Source organism: Ectopseudomonas composti, from assembly GCF_001567565.1.
In the GTDB taxonomy this organism is placed as follows: Bacteria; Pseudomonadota; Gammaproteobacteria; order Pseudomonadales; family Pseudomonadaceae; genus Aquipseudomonas; species Aquipseudomonas composti_A.
Genome location: NZ_LSSW01000029.1, coordinates 172,798 through 185,740 on the forward strand (window position 1 = coordinate 172,798; position 12,943 = coordinate 185,740).

Genomic DNA, 12,943 nt, shown 5'->3' on the forward strand with positions numbered 1-12,943 from the left:
AGCTCTGCGCCTGTGCTGTCATTTGCTGGCGTCGAGCACCACGCGGTAGCGCGCCTTGCCGCTGCGCAGGTGATCGATGGCTGCATTCACCTGGCTCATGGGAAATTGCTCGACCTGCGGCAGGATCTGGTGGCGGGCGCAGAACTCGAGCATGGTCGCCATGGTTTTCGGCGAGCCTACTGGCGAGCCGGACAGGCTCTTCTGCTGCGGGATCAGGTTGAACACATGCACCGGGATGGCACTGGGCACGATACCGACGAAGTGCAGGCGACCCTTGCCGCCCAGGGTGCCGATCAGTGCCGCCCAGTCGAGGTCGGCACTGGCGGTGACCAGAAGGAAATCCAGGGTGCCGGCAATCGCCTTCATCGCCGCGCTGTCGGTGGAGGCCACCACCTTGTGCGCGCCCAGGCGCTTGGCTTCGTCCTGCTTGTTCAGCGATGAGGTGAAGGCGGTGACCTCGCAGCCCCAGGCGTTGAGAAAGCGCAGCGCCAGATGACCGAGGCCACCGATGCCGACCACGCCGACGCGGTCGGTGGGCTTGATGTCGAACTCCAGCAGTGGGCTGAACACCGTGGAGCCTGCGCAGAACAGCGGGCCGACCAGGGCCGGGTCGAGGCCCTCGGGCAGCGGCACGGCCCAGGCCCAGTGCGAGCGCAGGCGATCGGCGAAGCCGCCGTGGCTGCCGACGATGGTCGGTTTCACCGAGCGGCACAGGTTGTGCGAGCCTTCCATGCACGAGCCGCAGTGCATGCAGCTGCCCTTGTACCAGCCGATGCCGACACGTTGCCCCAGCTTGAGGCCGCGCGCCTGATCGCCCAGGCGGACGATGGTGCCGACCACTTCATGGCCGGGGATGAAGGGGTAGCGAGCATTGCCCCATTCGTTGTCGATCATCGACTGGTCTGAGTGGCAGATGCCGCAGTACTCCACCGCCACCTCCACCTCTTCGGCGCCGAGCGGGCCGGGGTCGTAGCTCAGGCGTTCCAATGGCGCCTTGGGCGTGGTGGCGGCCCAGCCGGTGAAGGTGGCGAGTTCGGCGTTGTTGCTCATCGGTGGCTCCTGATCGCAGGGTAGAACCAGCAGCTTAGTCGCTCTGGCTGGACGTGGAAGCACCATCAGCGGCGCTTATCGTGGGTTACACTGCGCGGCCCGGTTCCAGCGAAGCCCGTTGCATGTCACGCCCTCGTTCCCCTGCCAATCGCCGTCCAGCCGCTCCCCGTCGCGTGGCCAAGGCGCCGCCTGCACAGCCACGCCTGCTGCTGCTGAACAAACCGTTCGACGTGCTCACGCAGTTCAACGACGACCAAGGCCGCGTCACGCTCAAGGACTTCGTCGAGGTGCCTGGTGTTTATCCGGCCGGGCGCCTGGATCGTGACAGTGAGGGCCTGCTCCTGCTGACCAACGATGGCCGTCTGCAGGCGCGTATCGCCGACCCCAAACACAAGTTGCCGAAGACTTACTGGGTGCAGGTAGAGGGCGAGCCGAGCGAGGCGCAGCTGCAGCAGTTGCGCGAGGGCGTGACGCTCAATGACGGTCCGACCCTGCCGGCCGAAGCGCGATGCCTGGACGAACCCGAACTGTGGGAGCGCAACCCGCCGGTACGCTTTCGCAAGAACGTGCCGACCGCCTGGTTGGAGCTGGTGATTCGCGAGGGACGCAACCGTCAGGTGCGGCGCATGACGGCCGCAGTCGGTTTGCCCACGCTACGCCTGGTGCGCGTGGCCATCGGCCCCTGGCGTCTGGAAGGGCTGCAGCCCGGCCAATGGCGCGAGGAGCCGGCCAGGCTGGATTGAACTCAGGCGTTTTGTCGCAGGGGCGGCCCCGGCGAACATGACCTGAGTCAATAACCGGCCTTGATCACGGCGATACCTTTGTTCAGCACTTCACGCCAGGCCTGGCGCACATCGGCGTCGCATTCCTTGTCGTGTTCGCTGATGGTCAGCAGCAGTGCGTCGAGCCACAGGTCGTAGAGTTCCGGGCGAATGTCCAGATGCTGGCGCGAGTGGGATTCGCCGAGGGCACGCAGCTTGGTGTCGGACATGCCGCGGGCGTGCATCACCAGATTCATGATGCCCTGGCGCAGCAACTGCTTCTGCGCGGTCATGTCGGTGTCGACGAATTTCTCGCGGATCAGCGGCGAGCTGGCGAGGAAGTGGCGGTAGAAACTGTCGAAGAAATCCGGGCTGGCGCAGCAGCGTCCATAGCTTTGCATCACCAGATTGGCGGCGCTCATGTGTAGCTCCTTGAGTGGACTGCAGGCCGCACCTGGGCGACCTGGCATCGAACGGATATGTCGCGTTGGCCGGGCAGTCAGCCGTGAATGCCGCGCGCGGTCTCGATGATATAGGTGATGATCGGCTTGGCAAGGAAGGCGAACAAGCACAGGCCCAAGCCAAGGAACAGGATGGCGGTGCCGAGGCGGCCTGCCTTGGACTTCTTCGCGAGGTCCCAGATGATGAAGAACATGAACAGCATCAGGCCGCCCACCAGGACGTACATCATCAGGGCTTCAAATTGTTCGGTTTCCATGGTGCCTCGTAGTTCGTACGGAAAGCGCAGGGCGGAAATTATACGCGCCCTGACCTGGTGCGCGGCATGATCCGCCTCAACCTGCGACTTTCAGTCGCGCAGGTGCTGCAATGGCAACTGCGTACTGGACAGAATCTGCTGCAGCACGAAGCTCGAACGCACGCTGGAGACACCGTCGATACGGGTCAGGGTGCCCAGTAGCAGTTTCTGGTAGTGGTCCATGTCCGGTACCACCACCTTGAGCTGATAGTCGGCGTCCATCCCGGTCACCAGGCAGCACTCCAGTACTTCCGGGCATTTGCGGATTTCATCCTGAAAGTGCTCGAAGCGCTCCGGGGTGTGCCGGTCCATGCCGATCAGCACGTAGGCGGTCAGGCTCAGGCCGAGCTTCTTGCGGTCGAGCAGAGCCACCTGGCCGGTGATGTAGCCGTCGTCTTCCAGCTGTTTGACCCGACGAGAGCAGGGCGAGGGGGACAGACCGATGCGTTCGGCCAGCTCCTGGTTGGACAGGGCAGCATTGCGCTGCAATTCGGCGAGAATATTCAGGTCGTAGCGGTCGAGTTTGTCCATTTTTTGATTGGCTCATTATTTGATTGCGCTAGATAGTGCTCCTTTAGCTTTAAATTGCGCAATTGGTAAATTTGTAAGCAATATTAGCAATCTTATTTCGGTGCGGCGGGCGTAAGCTTTCTCTCAGTTTCACGGCCCGGACGACAAGTCCTACCGGCCTCGCCCAACCAGGTGAGCCGGCGCCGACGGTCCTACCGGATCGCACCGGCACCCGGGTCCGCACTGCCCAACCAGGCGGGCGACGAAAGCGGCGACAACATCGCCAGTACCGGACAGATTCCCCAAGGGGGCCGCAAGGCCCCTTTTTTATTGCCTGGAGTTTCTGTGGCGCGAGGATCGGAAGGCGGGCAGGAAGGGCGCAGCGCGCTCAGTGCTGGACGACTTCCTGCGGGTCGGCGTGCACCAGCACTTCGGCGCGCGGGTAGTGCTCATGGATCGACTTTTCCACCGCCTCGCAGTGTGCATGGGCCTCGGACAGGCTCATCTCGCCTGGCAGCTCCAGGTGCAACTGGACGAACCAGCGTGTACCGGAAATGCGGGTGCGCAGGTCATGGGAGCCGAGTACCCCAGGTACGGCGTTGGCCAGTGCGTACATGTGCTGCGTGGTGTCGCTGGGCAACTCCTCGTCCATCAGCACGGCCACCGCGCCACGCACGATGCTGATGGCACTCCAGAAGATGTAGAAGGCGATACCGATGGCGAAGATCGCATCCATCTGCAGCCAGCCGAATTGGGTCAGCAGCAATGCAAGGAGGATGCTGCTATTGAGCAGGATGTCGGAGCGGTAGTGCAGCGAGTCGGCGTGAATCGCGGTGGAGCCGGTCTCGCGCACCACCTTGCGCTGGAACACCAGCAGGGCGCCGGTCAGCGCCAGCGACAGCAGCATGACGGCGATGCCGACACCTTCGCCTTCCAGCGGCTGCGGCGACTGCAGGCGCTCGATGCCCTGCAGACCAATGAGCACGGCGCTGACGCCGATGAACAACGCCTGGCCCAGCCCTGCCAGGGCTTCGGCCTTGCCGTGGCCGTAGCGGTGATCCTCGTCGGCCGGACGTAGCGCGAAGTGCACGGCGATCAGGTTGATCAGCGAGGCGGCGCTGTCGAGCAGCGAATCGGTGAGGCCGGCCAGCAGGCTGACCGAACCACTGAGCCACCAGGCAATCGCCTTGGCCAGCACCAGCGTCAGCGCCACGCCCAGCGCGGCGCGGGTGGCCAGGCGCATCAGCCTGGCATGCTGCGGGTTGTGCATGGACTCAGGCCGCCGGACGCAGGCCGTACGCGGCCAGTTGCTCGCTGCTGCCGCTGTGCTGGATCAGGCGCGGATCGTCGAGCGGCAGCTGGTGCCCGGTGCTGGTTTCGATCAGGGTTTTCAGCGCGTACTGGTCGACCTTGCCGTCTGCGTCGATCAGTTGCTTGAGCTGTTGCGGGTCGACCTGGGCGCTCTGGCCTTCGGGCAGGTAGATGGCACCGGTGGCGAAGTCCACGGCGAAGGCGATCAGCCCCGGAATCACGTAGAACAGGATGCCGATGGCGTTGGCCCCGGCGATCACCGGGTCGATCTTGCCTTCGATCTGACCCCGACGATCCGGGTAGAAGATCGAGCCGCAGGCGGTCAGTTGAGCGAGCAGGGTGGCGGCGACAACGCCGGCGATGACGCGGGATTTCGTGCGCATGGGCACCTCCATAAATAAAGTGGCGCAACTATAGCAAGGCGATGATTGCAAAACTGCTGCCCGCTGTTTCAGACCGGCAAGTCGGCTGGCGGTTCGCCGCTATAATCGGCGGCCTGTTGTGGAGAAATGATGAACAGCCTGCCAATCGACATCCTGTTACCTGCTTTGCGCGACGCCCTGGCCGAGCGTCACGAAGTTGTACTGGAGGCGCCGCCCGGCGCCGGCAAGACCACCCGTGTGCCCCTGGCGCTGCTCGATGCGCCCTGGCTGGCCGGGCAAACCATCCTCATGCTCGAACCGCGTCGCCTGGCTGCGCGCGCTGCGGCCGAGCGCCTGGCCAGCGAGCTGGGCGAACGGGTCGGTGAGACGGTCGGCTACCGCATTCGTCTGGACAGCAAGGTGGGGCCGAACACGCGCATCGAGGTGGTCACCGAGGGCATCCTCGCCCGCCGCCTGCAGGATGACCCGGCGCTGGATGGCGTCGGCCTGGTGATTTTCGACGAATTCCATGAGCGCAGTCTCGATGCCGACCTGGCCCTGGCGCTGACGCTCAACGGCCGCGCCATGTTCCGTGCGGCCGACAGCGGTGAGGCGCCGCTCAAGGTGCTGCTGATGTCGGCCACGCTGGAGGGCGAGCGCCTGGCCGCGCTGCTCGGCGAGGCGCCGGTGCTGCGCAGCGAAGGGCGCATGTTCCCGGTGGATATCCGCTGGGGCGCGCCGTTCCAGCCAGGGGAATGGATCGAGCCGCGCGTGCTGCAGACGGTGCAGCAGGCGCTGGCCGACGAGCCTGGCAGCCTGCTGGTGTTCCTGCCGGGCCAGGCCGAGATTCGCCGCGTGGCCGAGCAACTGGGCGAGCTCCTGGCGGGGCGCGATGACATCCTGCTCTGCCCGCTGCATGGCGAACTGGAGCTGACTGCCCAGCGCGCGGCCATCGAGCCGGCTCCGGCCGGCAAGCGCAAGGTGGTGTTGGCTACCAATATCGCCGAGACCAGCCTGACCATCGACGGCGTGCGCGTGGTGATCGATGCCGGCCTGGCACGGGTGCCGCGTTTCGATCCGGCCAGCGGCATGACCCGTCTCGACACCCAGCGCATCTCCCGCGCCTCCGCCACTCAACGCGCTGGGCGTGCTGGCCGTCTTCAGCCCGGCGCCTGCTATCGGCTGTGGTCGCAAGCGCAACATGAACAGCTCAGCGCCTATTCCGGCGCGGAAATCCTCGCGGCCGATCTGGCCGGGCTGGCCCTGCAACTGCTGCGCTGGGGCGTGACGCCGCAGGAGCTGTGCTGGCTCGACGTGCCACCGCCTGCGGCATACGCCCAGGCCGTCGACCTGCTGGCTCGTCTCGGTGCGCTGGACGAGCGTGGCGCGCTCAACGTCCATGGCCAGGCCATGGCCGAGCTGCCCAGCCATCCGCGTATCGCCCATCTGCTGCTACGCGGCCAGGCGCTGGGCCTCGGTGCGTTGGCCTGCGACCTGGCGGCGTTGCTCTCGGAGCGCGACATTCTGCGCGGCGGTGGCGCCGATCTGCACAGCCGCCTGGCCCTGCTCAGTGGCGAAAGCCGCGCCGGGCGCAATGCCCAAGGTGGCGTGCAGCGCGCGCGGCAGTTGGCCCGGCAATTTGGGGGGCTGCTGAGAGGCCGGCCGATCAGTCAGGCGGTAAGCGACCCCGAGCATCCACGCTGGCTCGGCTGTCTGCTGGCCTTCGCCTACCCGGATCGCATTGCCCAGCAGCGTCGTGCCGGTGGCGCCGACTACCGCCTGGCCAATGGCCGCGCGGCGCAGTTCGGCGAAGCCGACGCATTGATGAAGCACGAATGGCTGGTGGTGGCCGATCTGGGCAGCCGCCAGGGCCAGCGCGAGGAACGCATCTACCTGGCCGCCGATCTCGACCCGGCGCTGTTCGCGGGTGAGCTGGCCGAGCAGGTCGAGGTACTGGAGGTGCTCGACTGGGACGAGCGCGAAGGCGTGCTGCGCGCCGAGCGTCAGCGCAAGGTCGGCGAACTGGTGCTCGAGCGTCAGGCGCTGGCTGCGCTGGACGAAGAGGCGCGGGGTCGCGCCCTGGTCGGCCTGGTACGACACAAGGGCCTGGAACTGCTGCCGTGGACGCCCGAGCTGCGTCAGTGGCAGGCGCGGGTGGCGCTGCTGCGTGAGCTGGACATCGAGCAGCAGGGGCAGAGCGAATGGCCGGATTTGTCCGATGCCGCGCTGCTGGCCAGCCTGGAACAGTGGCTGACGCCGTTTCTGGGCAAGGTCAATCGCCTCAGCCACTTCGCCAACCTCGACCTGCCTTCGATCCTGCAGACGCTGTTGCCCTGGCCGCTGCCGCAACGCCTCGACGAGCTGGCGCCGCGTGCGCTGGGTGTGCCGTCCGGCTCGTGCATCGCCATCGACTATACGGAGCACCCGCCGGTACTCGCCGTGCGCCTGCAGGAGCTGTTCGGCCTGGCCGCCACACCACGCATCGCCGGTGGGCGTCTTGGCCTCAAGCTGCACCTGCTGTCACCGGCGCGCCGGCCAGTACAGGTGACCCAGGATCTGGCCAGTTTCTGGGCCAACACTTACATCGATGTGAAGAAGGATTTGAAAGGTCGGTATCCGAAGCACTACTGGCCAGACGATCCCTTGATTGCCGAACCCACTGCGCGGGCCAAGCCGCGCAAGTGAGGGCTCAGGGTGTTTCGCGGCGTAGCGCTGCGCCCAGTTGCACTTCCAGGCCATCGCCATGGGCGATGAACTGCAGGGTGCAGCCGCAACGTTCGGCGATGGCCTTGACGATGGAAAGGCCGAGGCCGCTGCCATCGCTGTCGGCGCTGCGCCAGAAGCGTTCGGTGAAGCGCTGCAGGCGTTCAGGGGTAATGCCCGGTCCCTGGTCGCGTACCTTGAACAGCACGCCATGCGGGCCATCAAGGGCTATGTGCAGAGACACCGAGGTTCCTGCTTTGGTATGGCGGCGGGCGTTTTCCAGCAGATTGCGCAATGCCGCGATGGCCAGGGCCGGTGGCATCGCCAGGCAGCGTTCGGGCAGATCGTCGGCGCAGCTCAGCTCGATGGCCGCACCGGTTTTCTGCGTGGCATCGGCGATAGCCTGACGAGCGATCTGCAACGGTCGGCAGGGCAGGCCTTCATCGAACGGCAGGTTGCCCTCGACCCGTGCCAGCATCAGCAACTGCTCGAGGATGCGTTGCAGGCGGTCGGCGCCCTGTTCGGCCATGGCGATGGCCGTGCGTGCGTTGTCGCCCTCGGTCATCGCCGCCACTTGCAGGTGGGTTTTCACTGCCGTCAGCGGGCTGCGCAGTTCGTGTGCGGCGTCGTCGGTCAGCCTGCGCTCGCGCTCCAGGGTGTCGCCGATGCGTTGGAACAGTTGGTTCTGCGCCTCGACCAGGGGCGCCAGTTCTGCCGATAGACCGGTCAAGGGCAGCGGCTCGCTGGTATGGGCGCTGCGCCCGGCGAGTGCGGCGCGGATTCGTTCCAGTGGCGCCAGGCCGCGACCGAGCCCGATCCACAGCAAGGCCAGGCTACCAAGCAGGGCGACCACGACGGGCAGCGCCGCAGCTAGCAGAATCGAGCGTTTCAGCGTGGCACGCTCATCCAGGCGATCGGCCGTGGTGATGCGCAGATCACCCTGGATCAGGGTGAAGCTGCGCCAGGGGCGGTCACCGATGATCTGGTCGCGAAAACCTTTCTGACCCGCGTCGAGCAGGTCGTTCGGTGTCGAATGGCTGCGCGCCAGTACCTCACCGCGCAGCGAGCTGATCTGGCAGGCCAGGCCGTTGGGAATACCCAACTGCTCTGCGCTCAGATGTGGCACGCCATCATTGGCCGTGCGTGCCTGCGGTAGTTGCACCAGCAAGCCCGCGACCATGCGCGCGGAGGCGGCCAGGCGTTCGTCGAGCGACTGCATCAGTTGGTTGCGCAAGTCATAGAGCATCCAGGTCGCGGCCAGCGACCAGAGCAGGACGAAGGCGGCGCCGAGGCCCAGGGTCAGGCGCAGACGCAAGGTCATGGCTGCTGCCCCCCATGTCCGGCAGGGCCGAGGCGGTAGCCCAGGCCACGCACCGTTTCGACGATGCCGTTGCCGAGTTTTCGCCGTAGGTGATGGATATGCACGTTGAGGGCGTTGCTCTCGACCTCGTCATCGAGGCCGTAGACCGAGTCCTTGAGGTGTTCGCTGCTGAGGATGCGCCCCGGATTCTGCAGCAACGCCTGCAACAGCGCCTGTTCGCGGCGCGAAAGATCGATGGGCTGGCCGCAAAGACTCACCGCACAGGTGGTCGGGTCGTACTGCAATGGCCCGTGATCGATCAGGTGCGTGGTCCGGCCTGCGGCGCGGCGCAGCAGGGCGTGCAGGCGGGCAGCCAGCTCGCGCAGATCGAAGGGTTTGGTCAGGTAGTCGTCGGCGCCCGCTTGCAGGCCGGCAACCCGCTCGGCAACGGCGTCGCGTGCGGTCAGGATCAGGACCGGCAGCACCATGCCGTCGCGGCGCAGACGTTGCAGCAAGGCCAGGCCGTCTTCGTCGGGCAGGCCGAGGTCGAGAATCAGCAGGTCGAAATGGCTGTGCTGCAACAGGCTTTGCGCCGCCGCCGCACTGGCAGCATGGGCGACGGTGAACCCCAGGGCTTGCAGGCCGGCGATCACGCCGCTGGCGATCAGCGAGTTGTCTTCGGTAAGCAGAACATGCATGGGCGGTAGTGGCGGCAGAGGGCGAGTCGACAGTATCGCTCATCGCGATTAAGGCAGGATTATTGGCGCTGATTGGCGGGCTGTTAATCGGCTGTTAATTGCACTTTGGCATCCTCGACATCTCCTCAGTTGTGCGGTGCCGTCATGCGTTCGCTCGTTGTTCTCCTTAGTCTGTTCTGTAGCGCTGCGTTTGCCTCGCTGCCCATCGACGGCCTGCGCTCGGGCGATGATTTTCTCGCTGCCGAGCAGGCATTCGTGCTCGACGTGCAGCAGCAAAGCGAAGGTGAAACGACGCTGAGCTGGGACATAGCACCGGGTTACTACCTGTATCAGCAACGGCTCAAGTTCACTGGCCTGAGCGATGAACAGGCGCCAGAGCTACCGCCAGGCCTGGCTCATGAGGACGAGTATTTCGGCGCCTCGCAGATCTATCGCGAGCGCCTGCAACTGACCCTGCCAGCCGAGGCGCGCGGGCGTATCGAGGTGCAATGGCAGGGCTGTGCCGATGCTGGCCTGTGTTACCCACCGCAAACCCGGATGCTCGATCTTGGTGGTGCTGGCACCGACGAAGCCGGTCGGGCCGATGACCTGGCTTTGCTCGATGGTCTGCAGCAGCAGGCGCTGTGGCTGAGCATGGCAGTGTTCTTCGGCCTGGGCCTGCTGCTGGCATTCACCCCTTGTTCACTGCCGATGCTGCCGATTCTCGCGGGTATCGTGGTGGGTAGCCGCGCTTCGCCATCACGTGGCTTTGCCCTGGCGGGTACTTATGCGCTGAGCATGGCGCTGGTCTATGCGCTGCTCGGCGTACTGGCGGCAGCGCTCGGCGCCAATCTGCAGAGTCTGTTGCAGCAACCCTGGTTGATTGGCTCGTTCGCGACGCTGTTCGTGCTGTTGGCGCTGCCGATGTTCGGTTTCTTCGAGTTGCAATTGCCGGCTGCGCTGCGTGATCGCCTGGAGCGGGTCGGGCGCGGGCAGCAGGGCGGTAGCCTGGTGGGGGCCGGTTTGCTCGGCGTGCTTTCTGGTCTGCTGGTCGGCCCCTGCATGACCGCACCGCTGGCGGCTGCCTTGCTGTTCATCGGGCAGAGTGGCGACCTGTTGCAGGGCGGCCTGGTGCTGTTCGCGCTGGGGCTGGGCATCGGTACGCCGCTGGTGCTGCTGGTAACGCTGGGCAATCGCCTGCTGCCCAAGCCGGGGCTGTGGATGGAGCGGGTCAAGGCGGTGTTCGGTTTTCTCTTCCTGGCCACGGCGCTGTACCTGCTGCGGCCACTGCTGGCCGAGTCGATCTGGCTGGCGCTGAGTGGTGCCTGGTTGATCCTGGCGGCCAGCAGCCTCGTGCACCTGGCCGCTCAGCTACAGGCGCAGCGTGCGCTGGCCCATGCCGGCGCGGCGTTACTCGGATTGTGGGGCGTGGCGATGCTGCTGGGCGCGGCGGCTGGCGGCAGCGATCCGCTACGTCCGCTGGGGGTGTTCACTGCTGTCGCTGCGCCCCAAGCCGAGGTACGCACGGCCAGCTTCGTCGACGTGCGCGAGAGCGAACACCTGCAGCGCGAACTGGATGCAGCCAAAGCGCAGGGACAATGGGTACTGGTGGACTACTACGCGGACTGGTGCGTGTCGTGCCAGGTCATGGAGCGCGAGGTATTCGGCAACACCGAGGTGCAGGCGCGCCTGGCCGATGCGCGCAAGCTGCGTCTGGACGTCACCGCGCCGGGGGCGGCAAGCCGTGAACTGCTCAGCCGTTATCAGGTACTGGGGCCGCCGACCCTGCTGCTGATCGGCCCGGACGGCGAGGAGCGACGCCAGCAACGCATCACCGGCGAGGCGGATGCACAGCAGTTTTTGCGGGTCTGGGATAGCACGATGGAGCGTGGCTGATGTTGACGATAGGTGTAGGTCCGCTGGCGCTGGGCGTCGGCCATGTATTGCTGTTGCTGAGCCTGCTGCTGGCGACCCTGGTCGGCTGGTGGCTGGGGCGCAAGCGCCAGGTCAATCCGGAAAAACTGATCTTTCGCCTGTTGCTGGCCGCCTTGCTGGGCGCGCGCCTGGCTTTCGTCGCGCTGTATTTCGAGCACTATCAGGATGCGCCCTGGCGCGTGATCGACATCCGCGACGGCGGCTTCATCGCCTGGGGCGGCTTGCTGGCGGCTGGGCTGCTGGGCGCCTGGTATCTGTGGCGTCACGCGCAGTTGCGAGTGGCGCTGGGCGGTGGCATGGCCACGGGGCTGCTGATCTGGGGCATGGGCAGCCTGGTGCTGCACACGCTGGAGCAGGGCACACGGCTGCCGGAACTGGCCCTGCGCGATGTCCAGGGGCAGTCGGTGGTGCTGCGCGAACAGCTTGGCCAACCCATGGTGATCAATCTCTGGGCGACCTGGTGCCCGCCTTGCCGGCGGGAGATGCCGGTACTGGCCGAGGCACAGCGTGAGCATCCGGGTGTGACCTTCGTCTTCGCCAACCAGGGCGAGGGTGCTGGAGAGGTCAGTGCCTTTCTCACTAGCCAGGCGCTGCAACTGGACAACGTGCTGCTCGACAGTGGCGGCCGCCTCGGGCAACTGGTCGGCTCACGGGCGCTGCCCACCACCTTGTTCTACGACGCCGAGGGTCGCCAGGTTGGCAGCCACCTCGGTGAACTGTCCCGCGCCAGCCTGGCCCGGGCCCTGGAAACCCTGAAGACGGACGAATGATCATGAACTCAATCAAGTCTCTAGCCTTGCTCGGCTTGTTGCTGACGCCACTGGCCCAGGCCGATGAGCTGCCTGCGGCGATCAAGGCTGTCGAAGGCCGTGGGGCCAAGGTAGTGGGCAGCTTCGACGCGCCTGGTGGACTCAAGGGCTATGCCGCGCGCTACAACGGCCAGGGGCTGGCACTGTACCTGACGGCCGATGGTGAGCATGTGCTGATCGGTACCTTGCTCGATGCCAAGGGTGAGGACCTGACCAAGGAGCCACTGGAGCGCCTGGTCTATCAGCCGCTGGGTCAGGAGATGTGGCAGCAGTTGCAAGGCAGCACCTGGATCGCTGACGGCGACGACAAGGCGCCACGCGTCGTTTACATGTTCTCCGACCCCAACTGCCCTTACTGCAACATGTTCTGGCGTCAGGCGCGGCCTTGGGTCGAGGCCGGGCGTGTGCAGGTACGCCACGTCATGGTCGGCATGCTGCGCCCGGACAGCCCCGGCAAGGCGGCGGCGCTGCTCGCTGCCAGCGATCAGCGCAAGGCGCTCGGCGAGCATGAATCGGCCGGGCGCGAAAGCACGCTCAAACCACTGGGCAAGATCCCCGAAAAGATCACGGAGCAACTGAACGCCAACATGGAGCTGATGGGCGAAATGGGCGCCTCCGCGACGCCGGCCATCTACTACCTCGATGATGCGGGCCGTCTGCAGCAGCAGAACGGTGCGCCGCGTCCGGACATGCTGGAAACCATCATGGGCTCTGCCAAGCCCTGAGTGACGGTGCACAGCCTTGGCTGTGCATCTGGAAAGCCTGATA

13 protein-coding genes are annotated in these 12,943 nt (G+C 65.7%); 5 read left to right on the top strand and 8 right to left on the bottom strand.

The window, feature by feature from the left end; genetic code table 11:
• Positions 1–18: 18 nt before the first annotated feature.
• A complete protein-coding gene (gene ahr / locus PCLY_RS17320) occupies positions 19–1,050 on the bottom strand; it encodes an NADPH-dependent aldehyde reductase Ahr (RefSeq protein WP_061240862.1) in 1,032 nt (343 codons plus the stop codon).
• A 122-nt stretch (positions 1,051–1,172) separates the two neighbouring features.
• Between ahr and PCLY_RS17325 the strand changes: the two genes are divergently transcribed.
• Positions 1,173–1,793, top strand: coding sequence for a pseudouridine synthase (locus PCLY_RS17325; RefSeq protein WP_394326855.1), 621 nt, complete (start codon positions 1,173–1,175; stop codon positions 1,791–1,793).
• Between the two features lie 47 nt (positions 1,794–1,840).
• On the opposite strand, the gene PCLY_RS17330 is transcribed toward PCLY_RS17325, so the two are convergent.
• The 5 genes from PCLY_RS17330 to PCLY_RS17350 form a co-directional block, all read right to left on the bottom strand.
• Entirely contained in the window at positions 1,841–2,233 is a 393-nt protein-coding gene (locus tag PCLY_RS17330) for a globin (protein WP_061240864.1), read from the bottom strand.
• 77 nt (positions 2,234–2,310) lie between these two features.
• Positions 2,311–2,529, bottom strand: a complete 219-nt coding sequence (locus PCLY_RS17335; protein WP_003240295.1) for a DUF2788 domain-containing protein — start codon at positions 2,527–2,529, stop codon at positions 2,311–2,313.
• A gap of 90 nt (positions 2,530–2,619) precedes the next feature.
• Positions 2,620–3,099: an Lrp/AsnC family transcriptional regulator gene (locus PCLY_RS17340; protein ID WP_004424680.1), complete on the bottom strand. Its 480-nt coding sequence runs from the start codon at positions 3,097–3,099 to the stop codon at positions 2,620–2,622.
• A 367-nt stretch (positions 3,100–3,466) separates the two neighbouring features.
• Complete coding sequence (locus PCLY_RS17345; RefSeq protein WP_061240865.1) at positions 3,467–4,348, bottom strand: cation diffusion facilitator family transporter; 882 nt, start codon at positions 4,346–4,348, stop codon at positions 3,467–3,469.
• A 4-nt stretch (positions 4,349–4,352) separates the two neighbouring features.
• Positions 4,353–4,772 carry a hypothetical protein gene (locus PCLY_RS17350; RefSeq protein ID WP_061240866.1) on the bottom strand — a complete coding sequence of 140 codons (420 nt, stop codon included), beginning with the start codon at positions 4,770–4,772 and terminating at the stop codon, positions 4,353–4,355.
• A 129-nt stretch (positions 4,773–4,901) separates the two neighbouring features.
• Here PCLY_RS17350 and hrpB point away from each other — a divergent pair, with 129 nt between their 5' ends.
• Complete coding sequence (gene hrpB, locus PCLY_RS17355) at positions 4,902–7,436, top strand: ATP-dependent helicase HrpB (protein WP_061240867.1); 2,535 nt, start codon at positions 4,902–4,904, stop codon at positions 7,434–7,436.
• A gap of 4 nt (positions 7,437–7,440) precedes the next feature.
• Here hrpB and PCLY_RS17360 read toward each other — a convergent pair whose 3' ends face one another.
• Both PCLY_RS17360 and PCLY_RS17365 read right to left on the bottom strand, forming a co-directional pair.
• Entirely contained in the window at positions 7,441–8,775 is a 1,335-nt protein-coding gene (locus tag PCLY_RS17360) for a sensor histidine kinase (RefSeq protein ID WP_061240868.1), read from the bottom strand.
• The gene (locus PCLY_RS17365) at positions 8,772–9,452 is read right to left on the bottom strand and encodes a response regulator (protein WP_061240869.1); all 681 of its coding nucleotides are present in this window, start codon (positions 9,450–9,452) and stop codon (positions 8,772–8,774) included. The genes PCLY_RS17360 and PCLY_RS17365 overlap by 4 nt, the downstream gene beginning before the upstream one ends.
• 144 nt (positions 9,453–9,596) lie before the next feature.
• On the opposite strand from PCLY_RS17365, the gene dsbD reads away from it, so the two are divergent.
• The 3 genes from dsbD to dsbG are packed head-to-tail and all read left to right on the top strand — an operon-like array spanning position 9,597 to position 12,900.
• The gene (gene dsbD / locus PCLY_RS17370) at positions 9,597–11,327 is read left to right on the top strand and encodes a protein-disulfide reductase DsbD (RefSeq protein ID WP_082768099.1); all 1,731 of its coding nucleotides are present in this window, start codon (positions 9,597–9,599) and stop codon (positions 11,325–11,327) included.
• Complete coding sequence (locus tag PCLY_RS17375; RefSeq protein ID WP_061240870.1) at positions 11,327–12,136, top strand: TlpA family protein disulfide reductase; 810 nt, start codon at positions 11,327–11,329, stop codon at positions 12,134–12,136. The genes dsbD and PCLY_RS17375 overlap by 1 nt, the downstream gene beginning before the upstream one ends.
• Before the next feature lie 2 nt (positions 12,137–12,138).
• Positions 12,139–12,900 carry a thiol:disulfide interchange protein DsbG gene (gene dsbG, locus PCLY_RS17380; RefSeq protein WP_061241605.1) on the top strand — a complete coding sequence of 254 codons (762 nt, stop codon included), beginning with the start codon at positions 12,139–12,141 and terminating at the stop codon, positions 12,898–12,900.
• Positions 12,901–12,943: the final 43 nt, after the last annotated feature.